This window comes from Streptomyces cathayae (genome assembly GCF_029760955.1).
Lineage (GTDB): Bacteria > Actinomycetota > Actinomycetes > Streptomycetales > Streptomycetaceae > Streptomyces > Streptomyces cathayae.
Genome location: NZ_CP121682.1, coordinates 2092635 through 2113921, shown reverse-complemented (window position 1 = coordinate 2113921; position 21287 = coordinate 2092635). Strand labels below are relative to the sequence as shown.

The 21287-nt window shown below is 71.3% G+C and carries 16 protein-coding genes; 10 read left to right on the top strand and 6 right to left on the bottom strand.

Going from position 1 to position 21287, the window contains the following annotated elements:
• The first annotated feature begins 12 nt into the window (after nucleotides 1-12).
• From PYS65_RS09535 to PYS65_RS09525, 3 genes are all read left to right on the top strand, one after another.
• A complete protein-coding gene (locus PYS65_RS09535) occupies nucleotides 13-885 on the top strand; it encodes a FadR/GntR family transcriptional regulator (protein ID WP_279333422.1) in 873 nt (290 codons plus the stop codon).
• A 475-nt stretch (nucleotides 886-1360) separates the two neighbouring features.
• Complete coding sequence (locus PYS65_RS09530; RefSeq protein WP_279333421.1) at nucleotides 1361-2890, top strand: RNA polymerase sigma factor; 1530 nt, start codon at nucleotides 1361-1363, stop codon at nucleotides 2888-2890.
• A 190-nt stretch (nucleotides 2891-3080) separates the two neighbouring features.
• Nucleotides 3081-3923 carry a S1 family peptidase gene (locus PYS65_RS09525; protein WP_279333420.1) on the top strand — a complete coding sequence of 281 codons (843 nt, stop codon included), beginning with the start codon at nucleotides 3081-3083 and terminating at the stop codon, nucleotides 3921-3923.
• Nucleotides 3924-4147: 224 nt separating this feature from the next.
• Here PYS65_RS09525 and PYS65_RS09520 read toward each other — a convergent pair whose 3' ends face one another.
• Nucleotides 4148-4378, bottom strand: a complete 231-nt coding sequence (locus PYS65_RS09520; RefSeq protein ID WP_279333419.1) for a DUF7455 domain-containing protein — start codon at nucleotides 4376-4378, stop codon at nucleotides 4148-4150.
• 444 nt (nucleotides 4379-4822) lie between these two features.
• On the opposite strand from PYS65_RS09520, the gene PYS65_RS09515 reads away from it, so the two are divergent.
• From PYS65_RS09515 to PYS65_RS09505, 3 genes are all read left to right on the top strand, one after another.
• On the top strand, nucleotides 4823-6946 hold the full coding sequence (locus PYS65_RS09515; RefSeq protein ID WP_279333418.1) for a DNA gyrase/topoisomerase IV subunit B: 2124 nt from the start codon (nucleotides 4823-4825) through the stop codon (nucleotides 6944-6946).
• A 79-nt stretch (nucleotides 6947-7025) separates the two neighbouring features.
• Entirely contained in the window at nucleotides 7026-7556 is a 531-nt protein-coding gene (locus PYS65_RS09510) for a DUF485 domain-containing protein (RefSeq protein WP_279333417.1), read from the top strand.
• On the top strand, nucleotides 7553-9142 hold the full coding sequence (locus PYS65_RS09505) for a solute symporter family protein (RefSeq protein WP_279333416.1): 1590 nt from the start codon (nucleotides 7553-7555) through the stop codon (nucleotides 9140-9142). Before PYS65_RS09510 ends, PYS65_RS09505 begins: the two co-directional genes overlap by 4 nt.
• A gap of 28 nt (nucleotides 9143-9170) precedes the next feature.
• Here PYS65_RS09505 and PYS65_RS09500 read toward each other — a convergent pair whose 3' ends face one another.
• The 3 genes from PYS65_RS09500 to PYS65_RS09490 all read right to left on the bottom strand — a co-directional run bounded on the left by PYS65_RS09500 (nucleotide 9171) and on the right by PYS65_RS09490 (nucleotide 12652).
• Nucleotides 9171-9854 carry a response regulator gene (locus tag PYS65_RS09500; protein WP_279333415.1) on the bottom strand — a complete coding sequence of 228 codons (684 nt, stop codon included), beginning with the start codon at nucleotides 9852-9854 and terminating at the stop codon, nucleotides 9171-9173.
• A complete protein-coding gene (locus PYS65_RS09495; protein WP_279333414.1) occupies nucleotides 9854-11560 on the bottom strand; it encodes a sensor histidine kinase in 1707 nt (568 codons plus the stop codon). Before PYS65_RS09495 ends, PYS65_RS09500 begins: the two co-directional genes overlap by 1 nt.
• 150 nt (nucleotides 11561-11710) lie before the next feature.
• A complete protein-coding gene (locus PYS65_RS09490) occupies nucleotides 11711-12652 on the bottom strand; it encodes a sucrase ferredoxin (RefSeq protein WP_279333413.1) in 942 nt (313 codons plus the stop codon).
• 174 nt (nucleotides 12653-12826) lie between these two features.
• Between PYS65_RS09490 and PYS65_RS09485 the strand changes: the two genes are divergently transcribed.
• Nucleotides 12827-13906 carry a CobW family GTP-binding protein gene (locus tag PYS65_RS09485; RefSeq protein WP_279333412.1) on the top strand — a complete coding sequence of 360 codons (1080 nt, stop codon included), beginning with the start codon at nucleotides 12827-12829 and terminating at the stop codon, nucleotides 13904-13906.
• A gap of 28 nt (nucleotides 13907-13934) precedes the next feature.
• Here PYS65_RS09485 and PYS65_RS09480 read toward each other — a convergent pair whose 3' ends face one another.
• On the bottom strand, nucleotides 13935-16391 hold the full coding sequence (locus tag PYS65_RS09480; protein ID WP_279333411.1) for a DNA gyrase/topoisomerase IV subunit A: 2457 nt from the start codon (nucleotides 16389-16391) through the stop codon (nucleotides 13935-13937).
• Between the two features lie 424 nt (nucleotides 16392-16815).
• On the opposite strand from PYS65_RS09480, the gene PYS65_RS09475 reads away from it, so the two are divergent.
• The 3 genes from PYS65_RS09475 (at nucleotide 16816) to PYS65_RS09465 (ending at nucleotide 20788) form a co-directional block, all read left to right on the top strand.
• A complete protein-coding gene (locus PYS65_RS09475; RefSeq protein WP_279337902.1) occupies nucleotides 16816-18204 on the top strand; it encodes a M16 family metallopeptidase in 1389 nt (462 codons plus the stop codon).
• Complete coding sequence (locus PYS65_RS09470; RefSeq protein ID WP_279333410.1) at nucleotides 18201-19604, top strand: M16 family metallopeptidase; 1404 nt, start codon at nucleotides 18201-18203, stop codon at nucleotides 19602-19604. The genes PYS65_RS09475 and PYS65_RS09470 overlap by 4 nt, the downstream gene beginning before the upstream one ends.
• Before the next feature lie 419 nt (nucleotides 19605-20023).
• Complete coding sequence (locus PYS65_RS09465; protein ID WP_279333409.1) at nucleotides 20024-20788, top strand: M23 family metallopeptidase; 765 nt, start codon at nucleotides 20024-20026, stop codon at nucleotides 20786-20788.
• Nucleotides 20789-20874: 86 nt separating this feature from the next.
• Here PYS65_RS09465 and PYS65_RS09460 read toward each other — a convergent pair whose 3' ends face one another.
• Nucleotides 20875-21156: an HPr family phosphocarrier protein gene (locus PYS65_RS09460; RefSeq protein WP_003993478.1), complete on the bottom strand. Its 282-nt coding sequence runs from the start codon at nucleotides 21154-21156 to the stop codon at nucleotides 20875-20877.
• Between the last annotated feature and the right edge of the window lie 131 nt (nucleotides 21157-21287).

Sequence of the window (21287 nt, the reverse complement as noted above, 5' to 3'; positions counted from 1 at the left end):
GACAAAAGATGCGTGAGTACCCTTGCGCACACCATGATGACCACCGCCCGCTCCGCAGACTCCGGCCTCGCGAACCCGGGCGAAATCGACCGCTACCCCTATGCCGACACACCCGTCGGCGGCCGCGCCGGGGCCCCTGTCTGGGACACCGACCCCGAACTGGGCCGCGCGGGCCGCCGCACCGCGGGCAGCCGTGGGCGCGGGCTGCACGGTCAACTCGTCCAGCAGCTGGGTCAGATGATCGTTTCGGGCGATCTGGGAGCCGACCGCCCCCTGGTTCCCGAGGAGATCGGCCAGCGCTTCGAGGTCTCCCGCACGGTCGTCCGTGAATCGCTCCGTGTCCTGGAGGCCAAGGGGCTGGTCAGTGCCCGCCCGAACGTCGGTACGCGCGTGCGCCCGGTCAGCGACTGGAACCTCCTCGACGCGGACATCATCGAGTGGCGGGCCTTCGGGCCTCAGCGGGACGACCAGCGCCGTGAGCTCTGCGAGCTGCGCTGGACGATCGAGCCGCTGGCCGCCCGTCTCGCCGCCGGGCACGGACGTGAGGACGTTCAGCAGCGTCTGTCCGACATGGTGGAGATCATGGGCCACGCGATGGGGCAGGGGGACGCGCTGACCTTCGCCCGGGCCGACTGCGAGTTCCATTCGCTGCTCATCCAGGTCGCCGGCAACCGCATGCTGGAGCACCTCTCCGGGATCGTGTCCGCCGCGCTGCAGGTCTCGGGTGGGCCGGCCACGGGCTGTGAGCGGCCCAACGAGACGTCGCTCGCGCACCACGGCCAGATCGTCGAGGCCCTCGCCGGCGGTGACGGCGAGGCGGCCGAGGCCGCCATGAGCCAGCTGCTGATGGTCCACCCCGTGGTGCCCGCTCCGCGCGAGCACTGAAACCCCGCGCACCGAACACCCCCGCGCGTCCTTCGCGCGAGCACCGACCGTGTTCCGGAGGCGGCCGGGTCCGACGTGCCACCCCCCTCCTGTGGCAGCGTCCGACCGGCGAGCCGCCTCCTGCAGGACCCCGCGGGATCACCTTTGGTCCCGCGGGGTCCTACAGTGGTGAAGGGGCCGTAAGGTTCGGCACCGTGTCGCTGTCACCCCTGAGTGACCGTTTCTGTCCCGGTCTGATCGATTCTGGGCACTTACGGGGTGTGACTCGGGCCACGCGGATTGGGCGTAACACTCCTGGAAAGAACGCGATGACCTAAGAGGTGGCAGTCGCAGAGGGAATACGGACGCCGTTCACGGCGCTGTGCACCTCCCCGGCCCCCGCCCGCACCGTCGGCCCATCCCCAAGTCGGCGGTCGGCTCCTGTCCGTCGTGGACGGGGCCGGAAGCCGTTATTCAACGTTCCGAGAGGTTGTTCGTGTCGGCCAGCACATCCCGTACGCTCCCGCCGGAGATCGCCGAATCCGTCTCTGTCATGGCGCTCATCGAGCGGGGAAAGGCTGAGGGGCAGATCGCCGGCGATGACGTGCGTCGGGCCTTCGAAGCTGACCAGATTCCGGCCACTCAGTGGAAGAACGTACTGCGCAGCCTCAACCAGATCCTCGAGGAAGAGGGTGTGACGCTGATGGTCAGTGCCGCGGAGCCCAAGCGCACCCGAAAGAGCGTCGCAGCGAAGAGTCCCGCCAAGCGCACCGCCACCAAGACGGTCGCGGCGAAGGCGGCGACCACCCGGAAGACCAGCGCCTCAGCCACACCTGCCGCACCCGCCGCCGACGCCGCCGCCGAGGAGGGGGCGCCCGCCAAGAAGGCGGCTGCCAAGAAGACCACCGCGAAGAAGACGGCCGCCAAGAAGGCCACCGCGAAGAAGACGGCCGCGAAGAAGACCACGGCCAAGAAGGACGACATCGAGGCGACGGACGAAGAGACCGTCGAGGAGACCAAGGCGACGGAGGAGCCGGAGGGCACGGAGAACGCCGGTTTCGTCCTGTCCGACGAGGACGAGGACGACGCGCCCGCCCAGCAGGTCGCCGCCGCCGGTGCCACCGCCGACCCGGTCAAGGACTACCTCAAGCAGATCGGCAAGGTGCCCCTGCTCAACGCCGAGCAGGAGGTCGAACTCGCCAAGCGGATCGAAGCCGGTCTGTTCGCCGAGGACAAGCTGGCCAACTCCGACAAGCTGGCGCCGAAGCTCAAGCGCGAGCTGGAGATCATCGCCGAGGACGGGCGCCGTGCCAAGAACCACCTCCTGGAGGCCAACCTCCGTCTGGTGGTCTCCCTGGCCAAGCGCTACACCGGTCGCGGCATGCTCTTCCTGGACCTCATCCAGGAGGGCAACCTCGGTCTGATCCGCGCGGTGGAGAAGTTCGACTACACCAAGGGCTACAAGTTCTCCACCTACGCCACCTGGTGGATCCGTCAGGCGATCACCCGCGCGATGGCCGACCAGGCCCGCACCATCCGTATCCCGGTGCACATGGTCGAGGTCATCAACAAGCTCGCGCGCGTGCAGCGCCAGATGCTCCAGGACCTGGGCCGTGAGCCCACCCCGGAGGAGCTGGCCAAGGAACTCGACATGACCCCGGAGAAGGTCATCGAGGTCCAGAAGTACGGCCGCGAACCCATCTCCCTGCACACCCCGCTGGGCGAGGACGGCGACAGCGAGTTCGGCGACCTCATCGAGGACTCCGAGGCGGTCGTCCCGGCCGACGCGGTCAGCTTCACGCTTCTGCAGGAGCAACTGCACTCCGTCCTGGACACCCTGTCCGAGCGCGAGGCGGGCGTCGTCTCCATGCGTTTCGGTCTCACCGACGGTCAGCCGAAGACCCTCGACGAGATCGGCAAGGTGTACGGCGTCACGCGCGAGCGCATCCGCCAGATCGAGTCCAAGACCATGTCGAAGCTGCGCCATCCGTCCCGTTCCCAGGTGCTGCGCGACTACCTCGACTAGGCCGCCCGTACGGCCGCCGCGCCGCGGCGGGCAGCCGTACGAGGCCGTTCCCGCCAGGCGTCGAGCCACGTGTCCTCTGAGGCCCGGTCCCGTTCTCGGGACCGGGCCTCAGAGGTGTTCCGCGGGTGCGTGGTGCGACGAGGTGGATCACTCTGGGTGTCCCATCAACGCCCCAGTGTGAGGAGTGCGCATGCGTCGTCGCCTAGCCCGGATTCTGGTCCGGCCACTGGCCCTCGCCGCCGCAGCGACCGCGATACCGCTGGCAGCGGCCGCTCCGGCGGCTCCAGCGGCCCCCGGCGGTGTCGTCGTCGGAGGATTCCCGATCGATGTGTCCGAGAGCCCGTGGACGGTGGCACTGGCCAGTCGTGACCGGTTCGGAGGTACCCGGGCGGGGCAGTTCTGCGGCGGTGTGGCCGTCGGCCGGACCACCGTGCTCACCGCTGCCCACTGCATGGGCAAGGAGACCCTGGGGGCCGCGCCGGACCGGGTGCCCGACCTCAGGGTGATATCGGGCCGTACGGAGTTGCTCTCGGACCGGGGCGAGGAGATAGCCGTCCGGAAGGCCTGGGTGAACCCGGACTACGACCCGGCCAGCAACTCCGGCGACTTCGCCGTACTCACCCTGGCCGCGGCGCTGCCCTCGGAGGCGGTCATCGGCATGGCCGCCGCGGGTGATCCCGGGTACCGGGTCGGCTCGGCCGCGACCGTCTACGGCTGGGGCGACACCACGGGTGCCGGTTCCTTCGCGGGCAGCCTGCACGCGGCACATGTGCGCGTCCTGCGCGACACCCTGTGCGAGGCCGCGTACCCGGGGGGTGACGAAGGCGAGTATCGCGCGGGGACCATGCTGTGCGCCGGTGAGGAGGCCGGCGGGCCGGACGCCTGCCAGGGGGACAGTGGTGGGCCGCTGGTGGCCCGGGGGCGGCTGATCGGCCTGGTGTCCTGGGGGAGCGGCTGCGGCTGGGAGAGTAGTCCGGGGGTCTACACGCGTGTGTCAGAGGTGGTGCGGACCCTCGACCGGACATCCGCGTGATGGTCGTGAACATGACAATCACGGAAGGGCGCCTCAAGGCGCCCGGGAGGCCCTGAGGCAGGCCTCGGAACTCGCGGGGAGCGGTCCTCGGGCGCTTGCCGGGTGCTCCTCGCGGTGTTTCTCGTGATGTTCCTCGCGCACAGGGAGGGCGGCCGCTTCGGCTTCGGGGCGGTCGCCCTCCCTGTCGGCCCGTGAGGGACCGGCCCGTCGTGGTGCGCGAGGTGTCAGCGCTCTTCCTCGGCGGAACTCGCCGAGGGCGAGGTCAGCCGCTCCGTCTCGTCCTGTATCTCGGCGGCGATCTTCTTGAGTTCCGGCTCGAACTTGCGGCCGTGGTGGGCGCAGAAGAGCAGTTCTCCGCCGCTCAGCAGGACGACGCGCAGGTATGCCTGGGCGCCGCAGCGGTCGCAGCGATCGGCGGCCGTCAGCGGGCTCGCGGGGGTCAGAACAGTAGTCACGTCGCCTCTTCTCTAGCTCGACGAGCTGTCGTACCAGGGTCAACATCCAACCAGCCCCAAAACGTTCCCGCTCGTGGCTTCTTCTCGAAAAATTCTTTCCGAGGTGGCTGGGTGCTGCCGGTTGGGGGCGAATGTGCCGTATCGCGTGGCTGTGTCGTCGTACGGATTCGCGTCGGATCGGTGGTGGTCGGCCCTCCCGGCTGGGTTGCCGGTTGTTCTTGAGGACGTGCCCGGAGCCTAAATGGTTCATGCCTGGAAGGGAACGTGATGTGTGCTTCACTCCATCGAGGGATCGAACAGGTATACGACTCTCGACTAGTCTACGTTTCAGACGTGGGTGGCGTGACAACGGCTCTACCAGGCCTCGGTACCCTCTCACCGGTGACAAGTGACGTGCCCTTACCCATGAGGGCCCCATCTGAAATTCAGCGAGGAGCGAACCGCGTGACCGCCGAGACGTCCGTGCCGTCCACAGCGCTGCTGGCAGGAGCAGACCGGGACGGTTCCAACTACACCGCGCGGCACCTGCTCGTCCTCGAGGGGCTCGAGGCCGTGCGGAAACGCCCCGGGATGTACATCGGGTCGACCGACAGCCGCGGTCTGATGCACTGCCTGTGGGAGATCATCGACAACTCGGTGGACGAGGCCCTCGGGGGCCACTGCGACCACATCGAGGTGATCCTCCACGACGACGGTTCGGTGGAGGTCCGGGACAACGGCCGCGGCATCCCGGTCGACGTGGAACCCAAGACAGGCCTCTCCGGTGTCGAGGTCGTCATGACCAAGCTGCACGCCGGCGGCAAGTTCGGCGGCGGCTCGTACGCCGCGTCCGGCGGACTGCACGGCGTCGGCGCGTCCGTCGTCAACGCGCTGTCCGCGCGGCTGGACGTCGAGGTGGACCGCGGCGGGCACACCCACGCGATCAGCTTCCGCCGGGGGGTCCCCGGCGCCTTCGCCGCCGCGGGCCCCGACGCGAAGTTCGAGGCCGGGAGCGGGGTGCGCAAGGCCAAGAAGATCCCGAAGACCCGCAGCGGCACCCGGGTGCGCTACTGGGCCGACCGCCAGATCTTCCTCAAGGACGCCAGGCTCACCCTGGAGACCCTGCACCAGCGTGCCCGCCAGACCGCTTTCCTGGTGCCCGGCCTGACCATCGTCGTCCGCGACGAGTACGGGCTCGGCGACGGCGACAGCAAAGGCGAGGAGTCCTTCCGCTTCGACGGCGGCATCAGCGAGTTCTGCGAGTTCCTGGCCACCGACAAGGCCGTCTGCGACACCCTCCGCTTCACGGGCCAGGGCAGCTTCAAGGAGACGGTCCCGGTTCTGGACGAGCACGGCCAGATGACACCCACCGAGATGACCCGCGAACTCGGTGTCGACGTCGCGATGCGCTGGGGGACCGGCTACGACACGACGCTCCGGTCGTTCGTCAACATCATCGCCACCCCCAAGGGGGGCACCCACGTCGCCGGTTTCGAGCAGGCCGTCGCCAAGACGGTGAACGAGGTGCTGCGCACCAAGAAGCTGCTGCGCGTGGCCGAGGACGACATCGTCAAGGACGACGCCCTGGAGGGCCTCACGGCCGTCGTCACCGTCCGCCTGGCCGAGCCGCAGTTCGAGGGCCAGACCAAGGAGGTCCTCGGCACCTCGGCGGCCCGCCGCATCGTGAACACGGTGATCTCCCGGGAGCTCAAGGCCTTCCTGACCTCCACCAAGCGCGATGACGCCCAGCAGGCCCGGGTCGTCCTGGAGAAGGCCGTCGCGGCGGCCCGTACCCGTATCGCCGCCCGCCAGCACAAGGACGCCCAGCGCCGCAAGACCGCGCTGGAAACCTCCTCCCTGCCCGCCAAGCTGGCCGACTGCCGCAGCGACGACGTCGAGCGCAGTGAGCTGTTCATCGTCGAGGGGGACTCCGCGCTCGGTACGGCCAAGCTCGCCCGGAACTCCGAGTTCCAGGCGCTGCTGCCGATCCGCGGCAAGATCCTCAACGTTCAGAAGTCGTCCGTGACGGACATGCTGAAGAACGCGGAGTGCGGTGCGATCATCCAGGTCATAGGGGCCGGCTCGGGGCGGACCTTCGACATCGACGCGGCCCGCTACGGCAAGATCATCATGATGACCGACGCCGATGTGGACGGCTCCCACATCCGCACCCTGCTCCTGACGCTGTTCCACCGCTACATGCGGCCCATGGTCGAGTCCGGCCGGGTGTTCGCCGCGGTGCCGCCGCTGCACCGCATCGAACTCGTCCAGCCCAAGAAGGGGCAGGAGAAGTACGTCTACACGTACTCGGACCGCGAACTGCGCGACAAGCTGATGGACTTCCAGACCAAGGGCATCCGCTACAAGGACTCGATCCAGCGCTACAAGGGCCTCGGCGAGATGGACGCCGACCAGCTGGCCGAGACCACCATGGACCCGCGTCACCGCACCCTGCGCCGGATCAACCTCACCGATCTGGACTCCGCCGAGCATGTCTTCGATCTGCTCATGGGCAACGACGTCGCTCCGCGCAAGGAGTTCATCTCCAACTCGGCGGCGACGCTCGACCGGTCGCGCATCGACGCGTAGCGGGCCCGCCGTCACCTGATGGGGTGAAGTGGAACGGGAAGAAGAGTCAGGGATCTTCCCGTTCTGTCCATCCTTGGGCATGCAGCAAAGCAATGATCGTCCCCACCCGGGTGGAGGCGGTCCCGCAGACGTGGGTCACGACGATCCCTGGTACGACGCCCTCGCCTCGGGCTGGGGTGAGTCGACCGGCACCGGAGCGCCGCCGGCGGTGCACCCGGCGCCTCCGTCGGTGAGGCCGGCGGCGGAACCGGCGGCACGTCGGCCGGAGGGGGCCGCGGACACGGCCGACGTGTACCTCCAGGTGCAGCGCAGCGCGGCGTTCCAGGAAGTGCGCAGCCGCTACCGGAGGTTCGTGGTCCCGGCGGTCGTCGTCTTCTGCGCCTGGTACGTGGCGTACGTCGTCGCCGCCACGGCCGCGCCGGACCTCATGGCCCGACCGGTGGCCGGCGCCGTGAACGTGGGACTGCTCGCCGGGCTCGGCCAGTTCCTGACCACCTTCCTGCTCACCTGGGCCTACACCCGGCACGCACGGCTGCGCAGGGACCGGGCCGCGCTGGAACTCCGCTGGGAGACCCAGGAGTTGGCGCGGGAGCGGGGCGGTGTCTCGTGACGGAGGATCACCAGACGCTGGCGCTGCTGCTGTTCAGCGCGTTCGTCGCGGTCACGCTGGGGATCACCACCTGGGTGAGCCGCAGACGGCAGGGATCGGCCGAGGAGTTCTACGCCGGTGGCCGGCTCTTCTCGCCGATGGAGAATGGTTTTGCCATCGCGGGCGACTACATGTCGGCCGCTTCCTTCCTCGGCATCTCCGGGCTGATCGCGCTCTTCGGCTACGACGGGATGCTGTACTCGGTGGGCTTCCTGGTGGCCTGGCTCGTGGTCCTGTTCCTGGTCGCGGAACTGGTGCGCAACTGCGGGCGGTTCACCCTCGCCGACGTGGTGGCGGCCCGGATGCGGGAACGGCCCGTGCGGATCGCCGCGGGAACCTCGTCGGTCACCGTGTCCGTTCTGTACCTGGTGGCGCAGATGGTGGGCGCGGGCAGCCTGGTCGCGCTGCTGCTCGGCGGCCGGAGCGAGGCGGCGCAGGCCTGGACCGTCGTCGGGGTCGGCGCGCTGATGGTGGTCTACGTCTCGTTGGGAGGGATGCGGGCCACCACCTGGATCCAGATCGTCAAGGCGGTCCTGCTGCTCGGCGGCACCATCGCGCTGACCGTCCTCGTCCTGCTCCGGTTCCACGGCGACTTCAACCGCCTGCTGCTCACGGCGGCCGAGCGCAGCGGTCACGGGGAGGCGTTCCTGGCCCCCGGACTCGCCTACGGCGGGGACTGGACCTCCCGGTTCGACTTCGTCAGTCTGGGGCTCGCCCTGGTGCTGGGCACGGCGGGGCTGCCGCACATCCTGTCCCGCTTCTACACCGTCCCGACCGCGCGGGCGGCCCGGCGGTCGGTCGTCTGGTCGATCGGGCTCATCGGCGGGTTCTACCTGATGACGATCGTCCTCGGGTTCGGCGCGGCCGCCGTCGTCGGACCGGAGGCCGTGCGCGGGTCCAACGCGGCCGGGAACACGGCAGTCCCCCTGCTGGCGCTCGACCTCGGCGGCGGCGCCGACTCCACCGGTGGAACAGTTCTGTTCGCGATCGTCGCAGCGGTCGCCTTCGCCACGATCCTCGCCGTCGTCGCCGGGATCACGCTCGCCTCCTCGGCGTCCGTCGCCCACGACCTGTACGCGTCCGGGCGCCGCCGCGGGAAGCCGCACAGCGAGGTGACCGTGGCCCGGGTGGCCGCCGTCGGCATCGGCGTGCTCGCGATCGCGCTCGGACTGCTGGCCCGCGACCTCAACGTCGCCTTCCTCGTCGGGCTGGCCTTCGCCGTGGCCGCCTCCGCCAACCTGCCCGTGCTGCTCTACTCCCTGTTCTGGCGGGGGTTCACCACCAGTGGCGCCGTGTGGGCCGTCTACGGCGGCCTGATCCCGGCCGTGGTGCTGGTGCTGCTGTCCCCGGTGGTCTCCGGCAGCCCCGACTCCCTGTTCCCCGGCGTCGACTTCCAGCTCTTCCCGCTCCAGAACCCCGGCCTGATCTCCATCCCGCTGGGCTTCCTGGCGGGCTGGCTCGGCACGGTCACCTCGGCCGAGGCCCCCGACGAGGCCAAGCACGCGGAGACCGAGGTGCGGTCGCTGACCGGCGCGGGGGCGGTGTGACGCCCGGACCCCGGGGCCTCCCGCGTCCTCAGGCGCGGCCCGCCCACACGTAACGGTGCTCCGGGCGGCCCGCGTCGCCGTACTTGAGGGTCAGCGTGGCCCGTCCCGTGCGCTCCAGGAGCTTGAGATAGCGCTGCGCCGTCTGGCGGCTGACCCCTGTGCGGTCGGCGAGCTCCTGGGCCGACAGCGGGCCGCCGGCGTTCATCAGGCTCCGGCGTACCAGCTCCGCGGTGGTGGGGGAGTGCCCCTTGGGCAGAGCGGGCTCCGCCGCCGACGCCGACAGGGCGCCGAAGATGCGGTCCACCTCGGCCTGTTCCGCCTCGCCGCCGCCGTCCAGGGTGCGGCGCAGTTCCGCGTAGGCCTCCAGCTTGGCGCGCAGTCCGGTGAAGGCGAACGGCTTGACCAGGTACTGCAGTACGCCCTGCCGCATCGCCGCCTGCACGGTGGCGACGTCCCGCGCCGCCGTCACCATGATCACATCGGTCTGGTGGCCGCGCCCGCGCATCTCCCGGACGACCTCGAGGCCCGTCCGGTCGGGCAGACAGTGGTCCAGGAGCACCAGATCCAGCCGCGGGAGCGTCTCCAGCAGGGTGAGCGCCGCGGCCGCACTGTGCGCCTGGCCGGCCACGTGGAAGCCGGGCACCTTCTCGACGTAGGCGGCGTGGACGTGTGCGACCCGGACGTCGTCGTCCACGACCAGGACCTCGATCATCAGGGCTCCTCCTCGGTGGCCTGCGGGACGGACAGGGGCACGGACAAGGGCACGGACACGAGGCCGGACGCCCCGGTGAGGGCGGCCGGCGGACCGGGCTCGGTCAGTGCCTCGGGCAGGATCACGGTGAACTCCGCGCCCCCGCCGTCCGCCTCGTCCACGGTCGCGGCGCCACCCTGGCGTTCGGCGAGCCGGCGGACGAGGGAGAGCCCGATGCCCCGGTCGCGGTGGTCCGGCGGCTTCTTGGTGGACCAGCCCTCAGTGAAGATCAACTCGCGTTGCTCCGCGGGAATTCCGGGCCCGGTGTCGCGTACACCGAGCACCGCCGTACGCCCCTCGGCGCGCAGTTCGACCTCCACGCGCGCGTGCGGTGTGCCCGCGACGGCGTCGAGCGCGTTGTCCACCAGGTTCCCGACGACGGTGACCAGGCCCCCGGGGTCGATCAGCCGGTCCGGCAGCCGTGTCCGGTCCGTGATCCACAGGGCCACGCCCCGCTCGGCCGCGACCGTCGCCTTGCCCACCAGCAGGGCGGCGAGCAGCGGGTCGCGGATTTTCTCGGTGATCTGCTCCGCCGTCACCCGGTGATCGCCGACGACCTCGCCGACGAACTCCACGGCGTCGTCGTACATCTCGAGTTCGAGCAGCCCGAGCAGGGTGTGCATGCGGTTGGCGTGCTCGTGGTCCTGGGCGCGCAGCGCGTCGATCAGCCCGCGCGTGGAGTCCAGTTCCCGACCGAGCCGGTCCAGCTCCGTCCGGTCGCGGAGGGTGGCCACGGCGCCGCCGTCGCCGGTCGGCATGCGGTTGGCGACCAGGACGCGCTGCCCGCGGACGGTGAGCAGGTCGGCGCCGGTCACCCGGCCGGCCAGCACGTCGGCCGTCCGGCCCGTGCCGAGCGCCTCGTCGGGGAAGCGGCCCACGGCCTCGTCACCGAGGTCCAGCAGGCGCCGGGCCTCGTCGTTGAGGAGGCGGACCCGGCCGGTGCGGTCGAGGGCGACGACGCCCTCCCGGATGCCGTGCAGCATCGCCTCGCGCTCCGCGAGCAGCGCCGCGATGTCGGAGAAGGCCAGGTCCCTGGTCTGCCGCTGCACCCGCCGGGAGACGAGCCAGGCCGCGAGCGCGCCCACCGCCAGCGCCCCGCCCGCGTACGCGAAGAGCCCCGGGATCGCGTGGATCAGCCGGGCCCGGACACTGTCGTAGGCGATGCCGACCGAGACCGCCCCGATGATCTCGCCGTCGCCGTCGCGCAGCGGGACCTTGCCGCGTGCGGAGCGCCCCAGCGTGCCGTCGTCGATCTCCATGACCTCGTGCCCCGCCAGGGCCTCGCCGGGATCGGTCGAGACCGGATCGCCGATCCTGCGGGGGTCGGTGTGCGACCAGCGCACGCCCCGGCGGTCCAGCACCACCACGTACTCGGCGCCGGTGGCCTTCCGGATCCGTTCCGCCTCCCGCTGCACCGGTCCGTCCGGCGTGGGCGACGTGCTCCGCAGGTCCCGCGCGATCTGTGACTGCTGGGCGGTGGTCTGGGCGATGGCGAGCGCGCGGCGCATCGCCTGGTCGTCCAGCTGGGCACCGAGCGGCGCGAGGAACAGCCCGGTCGCGAGCACCGCGACTCCCGCGGCGATCGACAGCTGCATCATCAGGACCTGCGAGAAGACCCGCCGCGGCAGACCGAGGCGCAGGTGGCGGGTGAGGGGGGTGGCGCGCATGTCCATGACGGTACGTGGGCGGGCACCGGGGGCTGCGGCGGATGTGGCACGGATCGGCTCGCACCTGCGGGGAGGGGGCGCTGTCCGTGGGAGGAGGGCCGCCGGGCCTGCGGGGAGGGCCGCTGTCCGTGGACGATCGCGTGCGGCCGGTCAGCTCGCGAGTGCCCTCACGGTCACCTCGCGCACCGCCACCACGTCCATCCGCGCGGGTGAGCCCAGCACCGACGTCCCGCAGCTCTCCGCGCGGGGCGGCAGGGACGCGCCCTGCGCCACCTCCACCCGCCACCGACGCCCGTCGGCGTGTGCGACGAGCACCTGCCAGCGCGGTGCCGCGCCGTCCGTCCGTACGACGGTCAGCGCCTCGGCGGCGTACTCGCCCGCCTCGGTCCGCACGGCCAGCTCGGCCGCCTGGCCGGGGCGCTCCCAGGCGGAGCTCCCGCGGCACCCCGCCACGAGGATCCGGCCCTCCCGCACGCCGTGCAGCGCCTCCTTGACGGTGTGCGTCCCGGCCCTGCCGTACGCGTAGCCGTGGGGCAGCACGAGCACCGTCGGCGCGAACCGGTGCCCGCCCAGATGGGTGACCTCCCAGACGCCCTGGACCCCGGAGGCGGTGAGTTCGGCCGCCAGGGGGCGCCCGAGGAGTGCGCAGCAGCGATCGCGTTTGCCGTTGGTGCAGACGAGGGCGAGCGGGTCCCCGCCGTGCGGCCGTCCGCCGAGCGTCCCGTCGAAGGTGTCGCTCCGCCCCCTGCCGAGAGCGGAGAAGTCGAGGTCGAGCAGTCGCTCGGGGTCCGTGGTCGCGGCGGTGTGCAGCCACGTGTTTCCCGGAACGGTGTGGGCCGCGTACACCCGGCGGGTGGCGGGCCTCCGGGGGTCCGCGTGCCGTCCCGGGCGCCGGATGAGGGCGATCCGCACTCCGGTGCCCTTCGTGGCGGCCTCCAGGGCGCGGCCCAGAGCGGGGTCGAGGTGGCTCGACGTGAGCGCCTTGGCGCCCCAGGGGCCGGGCTGCTCCAGCAGGAGCCAGGTCCTCGCGGTGGCAGCGGTCCCCGCGACGGGCTCGTCGAGCTCGCGGGACACGGTTGAGCACGTACTCACAGAGGTGAGCCTAACCTGAGTTGTTCCGAGGCGGTCTTCCGGCTCACGGGTACCCCGCTCCGGCGGTGGCAGAGCATGACCCGGTCGGCGCGCATATCCTGGCGGGTCAGTCGGTTCGCGGACACACGCCGAGGCGTGAGCCGGTGGACGCGAGGGTGTGAGAGGGGTCGCGGAGTGGAGCGCAGCAGCGGTCGGCAGATTCCGGTCGTCGTCCTGGCCGGGTTTCTCGGATCAGGAAAGACCACCCTGCTCAACCACCTCCTCCACCACAGCGGCGGCAGCCGTATCGGGGCCGTCGTCAACGACTTCGGCGCCATCGAGATCGACGCCATGGCCGTGGCCGGCGCGCTCGGCGACTCGACCCTCTCGCTCGGGAACGGGTGTCTGTGCTGCGCCGTCGACGGCAGCGAGCTGGACGTGTATCTCGAGCGGCTGGCACGGCCGTCCGCCGGGATCGACGTCATCGTCATCGAGGCCAGCGGTCTCGCCGAGCCGCAGGAGATCGTACGGATGGTGCTCGCCAGCGAGCACCCCGACATCGTGTACGGCGGGCTCGTCGAGGTCGTGGACGCCGCCGAGTTCGCGCGGACACGCGCCGGGCACCCCGAGATCGACCGGCATCTCGGCCTGGCCGATCTGGTCGTCGTGAACAAAATCGACCGGGCGGCGGACGCGGAGCGCGTGCTCGACGTCGTGCGGTCGCTCGTCGACCGCGCCGCCGTCGTTCCCGCCACGCACGGCCGTGTCGATCCGGAGTTCCTCTTCGACTGCCGGCCCGGTGAGGAACGCGTCGGGCAGCTCTCCTTCGACGACCTGCCCCGGCACGGCCCCACCGACGCCGGCGCCAACGCCGACGAGCACACGGGGCACCTGCACGCCGCGTACGACAGCCTGTCCTTCGCCTCCGCCGCACCCCTCGACCCCCGGCGGCTGATCCGGTTCCTCGACAGCCGGCCGGAAGGGCTCTACCGGATCAAGGGGTACATCGACTTCGGGCCGTACGACACCGGGAACCGGTACGCCGTGCATGCCGTCGGCCGGTTCCTGCGGTTCTCCCCGGAAGCCTGGCCGGCCGGCGCGGAGCGGCTGACGCAGCTGGTGCTCATCGGGACCGGCATCGACGCCGCCACGCTCCGCAAGGAGCTGGAGGCCTGCGTCGCCGACGCCCCGCACCCCGACGCCCCGCACCCCGACGAGCAGGGCATGTGGGGCGTTCTGCGCTATGTGCAGGAGCCCGACGACCAGCGGGGTTAGGGCACCCCGCCGGTGCGGGGCGGCGGGGTCAGGACGGTCCCGCCACCACCGCCACCGTCTTCGGCAGGGGCACCCCCGAGCCGTCGCGGCGCGGGTCGGGTTCCGGCAGGTCGACCGGAGCGCCGTTCTTCTGTGAAGCGCGGGCCGGAACGGGACCGGCCCAGGCCAGGGACAGGCAGTCCTCGCCCTTGAGGAACCGCTGGCAGCGCACCCCGCCGGTGGCCCGGCCCTTGCGCGGATACTGGTCGAACGGGGTCAGCTTGGCCGTCGTCTGGACGGAGTCGTCCAGCGTGCCGCGTGAGCCCGCGACCGTGAACACCATCGCGTCCACCGCCGGATCGACCGCCGTGAAGACGATGACCTTCGCACCCTCCGCGAGCTTGATGCCCGCGACACCGCCGGCGGGACGGCCCTGCGGACGGACCTGCGAGGCCTGGTAACGCAGCAGTTGCGCGTCGTCCGTGATGAAGACCAGGTCCTCCTCACCCGTGCGCAGTTCGACGGCACCGACGATCCGGTCGCCCTCCTTGAGCGTGATGACCTCCAGCTCCTCCTTGTTGGAGGGGTAGTCGGGCACGACGCGCTTGACGACGCCCTGTTCCGTACCGAGAGCGAGGCCCGGCGACGACTCGTCGAGCGTCGTCAGACAGATCACCCGCTCACCGTCCTCCAGGGAGACCAACTCCGGGATCGGCACTCCGCCCGAGAGGTTCGGGGTCGGCATCGCCTCCGGCAGCTGCGGGAGGTCGACGACGTTCACCCGCAGCAGACGCCCCGTCGAGGTGACCACGCCCACCTCGCCCCGGGCGGTGGCCGGCACCGCCGAGACGATCATGTCGTGCTTGACCCGCTTGGCGTGCGCGCCCTTGGGGAACGGCTTCGCGTCCGCGGTACGGGCGATCAGGCCCGTGTCGGACAGCAGCACCCGGCACGGGTCGTCCGCCACCTGAAGCGGCACGGCGGCGACCGGCATGGCGGACCCGTCCAGCAGGACCGTACGGCGGTCGTTACCGAACTTCTTGGCCACCGCGGCCAGTTCGGACGAGACCAGCTTGCGCAGCTCCGCGTCCGACTCCAGGATGCGGGTCAGTTCCTCGATCTCCGTGGTCAACCGCTCCTGCTCCGCCTCCAGTTCGATGCGGTCGAACTTGGTGAGGCGGCGCAGGGGGGTGTCCAGGATGTACTGCGTCTGGACGTCGCTCAGGGAGAAGCGTTCCATCAGACGCTGCTTCGCCTGCGCGGAGTTCTCGCTGGAGCGGATGAGGCGGATGACCTCGTCGATGTCCACCAGGGCGGTGAGCAGGCCCTCGACCAGGTGCAGACGGTCGCGCCGCTTGCCGCGGCGGAACTCCGAGCGGCGGCGTACGACCTCGAAACGGTGGTCGAGATAGACCTCGAGCAGTTCCTTGAGGCCCAGGGTGAGCGGCTGGCCGTCCACCAGGGCCACGTTGTTGATGCCGAAGGACTCCTCCATGGGCGTCAGCTTGTACAGCTGCTCCAGGACCGCCTCCGGCACGAAGCCGTTCTTGATCTCGACGACCAGGCGCAGACCGTGCGCCCGGTCGGTGAGGTCCTTGACGTCGGCGATGCCCAGGAGCTTCTTCGAGCCGACCAGGTCCTTGATCTTGGAAATCACCTTCTCCGGGCCGACCGTGAACGGCAGCTCGGTGATGACCAGGCCCTTCCTGCGGGCCGTCACGTCCTCCACGGTGACCGTCGCGCGGATCTTGAAGGTGCCGCGGCCCTTCTCGTACGCGTCCCGGATGCCCGGGAGGCCGACGATCCTGCCGCCCGTCGGCAGGTCGGGGCCCGGTACGTGGCGCATCAGGGCGTCGAGATCGGCGTTCGGATACCGGATCAGGTGCCGGGCGGCCGCGATCACCTCGCGGAGGTTGTGCGGCGGCATGTTGGTGGCCATGCCGACCGCGATGCCCGACGCCCCGTTCACCAGGAGGTTCGGGAACGCGGCGGGCAGGGTCACCGGCTCCTGCTCCTGGCCGTCGTAGTTGGGCGCGAAGTCGACCGTGTCCTCGTCGATGGACTCGGTCATCAGGCTCGTGGCCTCGGTCATCCGGCTCTCGGTGTACCGCATGGCGGCCGGCGGGTCGTCGTTGCCCAGGGAGCCGAAGTTGCCGTGGCCGTCGACCAGCGGGACCCGCATGGAGAAGGGCTGCGCCATGCGCACCAGGGCGTCGTAGATCGACGCGTCACCGTGCGGGTGCAGCTTGCCCATGACCTCGCCGACCACGCGCGCGCACTTCACATAGCCGCGGTCGGGGCGCAGGCCCATCTCGTTCATCTGGTAGACGATGCGGCGGTGCACCGGCTTCATGCCGTCGCGCGCGTCCGGCAGGGCGCGGGAGTAGATGACCGAGTACGCGTACTCGAGAAAGGAGCCCTGCATCTCGTCGACGACGTCGATGTCGAGGATCCGCTCCTCGTACGAGTCGTCGGGCGGCGGGGTCTTCGTGCTGCGGCGGGCCATCGCTGCCGGCTCCTTGCTGAGGCGTGGGACGGTATCTGACGCGGACCATTGTGGACCGCCGCACCGACAACCGGGGACCAGGACCCCGCCGCGGCCCTCCGTCGGGAGCCGCGGCCGGTGGCGCGAGCAGAGTACGCGCACGCACTGTCGGCGCCGCGAGCGGGCCGACGAAGGGGCCGACGAAGGGGCCGGTGAAGGAGGCAGCGAAGGGACGGCGAAGGGGCGGCGCCGGGAAGATCCCACACACCACACGGACCACGTCCGCATCCTCCCGCCCCACCCGGAACCCAGGGTTCTCGCTCTGGGCGAACCGGTCCCCGTCCGGGAACTCCGTCGGTGGCCCGAACGCTTGCATACAGTGGCAGGACCGGCACAAACGGCGGATGCGACGACCGCCTCCGCGATCGAAGGGACATACATGCCCATGGGTCACACGGCCACAGCCCAGGCAGGCTCCGGCGGCCTGACAGCGACCGAGCACCGTTTGGCCAACGGCCTGCGCGTGGTGCTCTCCGAGGACCATCTGACCCCTGTCGCGGCGGTGTGCCTCTGGTACGACGTCGGTTCGCGCCACGAGGTCAAGGGGCGCACCGGCCTGGCTCACCTTTTCGAGCACCTGATGTTCCAGGGCTCCGGGCAGGTGAAGGGCAACGGCCACTTCGAGCTGGTCCAGGGCGCCGGAGGCTCGCTCAACGGCACCACCAGCTTCGAGCGGACCAACTACTTCGAGACCATGCCGACCCACCAGCTGGAGCTCGCCCTCTGGCTGGAAGCCGACCGCATGGGCTCCCTGCTGGCCGCCCTGGACGAGGAGTCCATGGAGAACCAGCGGGACGTCGTCAAGAACGAACGCCGCCAGCGCTACGACAACGTCCCCTACGGCACGGCCTTCGAGAAGCTGACCGCCCTCGCCTTCCCCGACGGCCACCCGTACCACCACACGCCCATCGGCTCGATGGCGGACCTGGACGCGGCCACCCTGGAGGACGCCCGCGCCTTCTTCCGCACGTACTACGCGCCGAACAACGCCGTGCTCTCCGTCGTCGGCGACATCGACCCGGAGCAGACGCTCGCCTGGATCGAGAAGTACTTCGGCTCCATCCCCTCCCACGACGGCAAGCCCGAGCCCCGCGACGGCTCGCTGCCCGAGACCATCGGCGAGGAGCTGCGTGAGCTCGTCGAGGAGGAGGTCCCCGCGCGTGCGCTGATGGCCGCCTACCGGCTGCCCGAGGACGGCACGCGCGCGAGCGACGCCGCGGACCTGGCGCTCACCGTCCTCGGCGGCGGCGAGTCCTCCCGGCTCTACAACCGGCTGGTGCGCCGGGACCGCACGGCCGTGGCGGCCGGATTCGGCCTGCTCCGGCTGGCCGGGGCGCCCTCCCTGGGCTGGCTGGACGTGAAGGCGTCCGGCGATGTGGAGGTGCCGGTCATCGAGGCGGCGATCGACGAGGAACTCACCCGGTTCGCCGAGGAGGGCCCCACGGCCGAGGAGATGGAGCGCGCCCAGGCCCAGTTGGAGCGCGAGTGGCTGGACCGGCTCAGCACCGTCGCCGGCCGGGCCGACGAACTGTGCCGGTACGCCGTCCTGTTCGGTGACCCGCAGCTCGCCCTCACCGCCGTCGGGCGCATCCTCGACGTGACCGCCGAGGACGTCCGTGAGGTCGCCGAGGCCCGTCTGCGCCCGGACAACCGCGCGGTGCTCGTCTACGAGCCCGTCGCCCCCGAGGCCGGGGAGTCCGAAGAAGCAGTGGCCGCCGGCGCCGAAGAAGCCGCGGCCGCCGGCACCGACGAGAACGAGGAGACGGCGAAGTGACCGAGCTTGCCACGATGGACTTCCACCCCCAGCCGCAGGCGGGCGAGGCCAAGCCCTGGGCCTTCCCGGCCCCCGAGCGCACCACGCTCGGCAACGGTCTGACCGTCCTGCGCTGCCACCGTCCCGGCCAGCAGATCGTCGCGGTCGAGGTACTGCTCGACGCGCCCCTGGAGGCCGAGCCCGACGGTCTCGACGGGGTCGCCACGATCATGGCGAGGGCGTTCTCCGAGGGCACCGACAAGCACTCCGCCGAGGAGTTCGCCGCCGAACTGGAGCGCTGCGGCGCCACCCTGGACGCCTACGCCGACCACCCCGGCGTGCGCCTGAGCCTCGAGGTGCCGGCCTCCCGGCTCGCCAAGGGGCTCGGGCTGCTCGCCGACGCCCTCAGGGCGCCCGCGTTCGCGGACAGCGAGGTCGAACGCCTCGTCCGCAACCGGCTCGACGAGATCCCGCACGAGCTGGCCAACCCCTCCCGCCGCGCCGCCAAGGAACTCTCCAAGGAGCTGTTCCCGGCGACCGCGCGGATGTCCCGCCCGCGGCAGGGCACCGAGGAGACGGTGGCCGGCATCGACTCGTCGGCCGTACGCGCCTTCCACGAGAAGCACGTCCGCCCCGCGACCGCCACCGCGGTGGTCGTCGGTGACCTCACCGGCATCGACCTGGACGAACTGCTCGGTGACACCCTCGGCTCCTGGACCGGATCGGCCGCCGAGGCGCGGCCCGTTCCGCCGATCGTCGCCGACGACACCGGCCGGGTCGTGATCGTGGACCGCCCCGGCGCCGTGCAGACGCAGCTGCTGATCGGCCGGGTCGGCGCGGACCGGCACGACCGCGTGTGGCCCGCGCAGGTGCTCGGCACCTACTGCCTCGGCGGCACCCTCACCTCCCGCCTGGACCGCGTCCTGCGCGAGGAGAAGGGCTACACCTACGGCGTACGGTCGTTCGGCCAGGTCCTGAGGTCCGCGCCCCCTTCCTCCTCCGGAGGGGCCACGGGCGCTGCCATGCTCGCCATCAGCGGCTCCGTCGACACCCCGAACACCGGACCCGCGCTCGAGGACCTGTGGACGGTGCTGCGCACGCTCGCCGCGGAGGGCCTCACCGACGCCGAGCGTGACGTCGCCGTGCAGAACCTGGTGGGGGTCGCGCCGCTCAAGTACGAGACCGCCTCGGCCGTCGCCGGCACCCTGGCCGACCAGGTGGAGCAGCACCTGGCCGACGACTACCAGGCCGAGTTGTACCGCCGGCTCGCCACCACCGGCACCGTGGAGGCCACCGCGGCCGTGGTGAACGCCTTCCCGGTGGACCGTCTGGTGACCGTCCTGGTCGGCGACGCGGCGCAGATCAAGGCGCCCGTCGAGGCGCTCGGCATCGGCGCGGTCACGGTCGTGCCCGCCGAGTAGCCGGCGCACGCAGGCGCAGCGCACGCGCGGACGGGCCCTGGTGGCGCGAAAGTCACCAGGGCCCGCCTGTGCCCGAATTGGGGTGGAGTAGTCCTGTCTGCCCTGTGGGATGCGCTACAAAAGTCGGGATCCGTTTGGGAATCGAAAGACGCCCCGCCTAGCGTCGTCCGGGCTGTTCGTCGGGCAGTGCGCCGCACCCGCGGCACCGGACAGCCATCGCCGAGTCCCCGCACGGCGCGAGCCAGGGGAGCCGTGGACCGGATCACGCAGTCCCTGAGGTGAATCGGACGCCCGCGCCCGGCGCGAGGGGACCCGTGGGAGACCTTCCTGCTCCGGACCTTCCCCCAGGGCCTGAACGGCCTGGGGAGACCCCCACGCCGACCCGGTAGGCGAGAGGGAAGGAAAGGACCACCCCCTGCATGGCGTTCACCCGCGTCACCGGGAAGCACCGTCGTCCCGGCCGCATGCACCGCGGCACCGCCAGGGCGGCGGGCGTCGCGGCCCTCACCACCACCGGCGTGGTCGGCTCCCTCGCACCCTCGGCGCTCGCCGCCGGACCCGCCGCGCAGCAGACCGGTCTGACCCCCGTCGTCGCCCTGGGTGACGAAGCCGCCGCCCAGGTCGAGGCCCAGGCGGCCGCTCAGCACGAGGCCGCACGGGAAGCGGCCCGGGCCGCCGCGCGCGAGGCCGCGGAGGAGGCCGCACGGGAGAGGGCGGCCGAGGCGGCCCGCGAGGCCGAGGAGCGTGCCGCGCGGGAGGCCGAGCGCAAGCGCCTCAACACCTTCGTGTCCCCGATCGCGGGTTCCTACGTCTCGACCGGTTACCTGTCCGGCGGCGCCGTCTGGTCCTCCGGCAGTCACACCGGGGTCGACTTCCACGCCGCGAGCGGCACCCCCGTGCTCTCGGTCGGCCTGGGCACCGTCGTGGAGGCCGGCTGGGGCGGCGCCTACGGCAACCAGGTCGTCATCAAGATGCACGACGGCACCTACACCCAGTACGGCCACCTGTCGGCCGTCGTCGTCTCGGTGGGACAGCAGGTCACCCCGGGACAGCGGATCGGCGTCTCCGGCGCCACCGGCAACGTCACCGGCGCGCATCTGCACTTCGAGGTCCGTACGACCGCCGAGTACGGCTCCGACATCGACCCGGTCGCCTACCTCCGCGCGCACGGCGTGAACCTCTGAGCCGAACGGAGAACGGAGCCGCGCCGCCCGGAAGGGCGGCGCGGCTCCACTCGCCGACGGAGGATCCGGAAGATCCGGAGAACCTGTCAGACGGTCTCGGGGAGCTCCTCGAGACCCTCGGAGACCAGCTTCGCCAGACGGTCCAGGGCGGCGTCTGCGCCCTCGGCGTCGGAGGCGAGGACGATCTCCTCGCCGCCCTGGGCGCCCAGGCCCAGAACGGCCAGCATGGAGGCCGCGTTGACGGGGTTGCCGTCAGCCTTGGCGATCGTCACCGGGACGCCTGCGGCCGTGGCGGCTCGGACGAAGATGGAGGCGGGACGGGCGTGGAGGCCCTCGGCCCAGCCGACGTTGACGCGGCGCTCAGCCATGTGTTGCTGCCCTTCGGTGTTCAGGTTGTCTAGACCAGTTTCCCATATCGGGAACCACACCGGGAGCGGAACCCGTTCCCGCTCCCGGCGACACCGGACCGCGGCCTCGGTCCGGCTCGTGCCCCCACAGA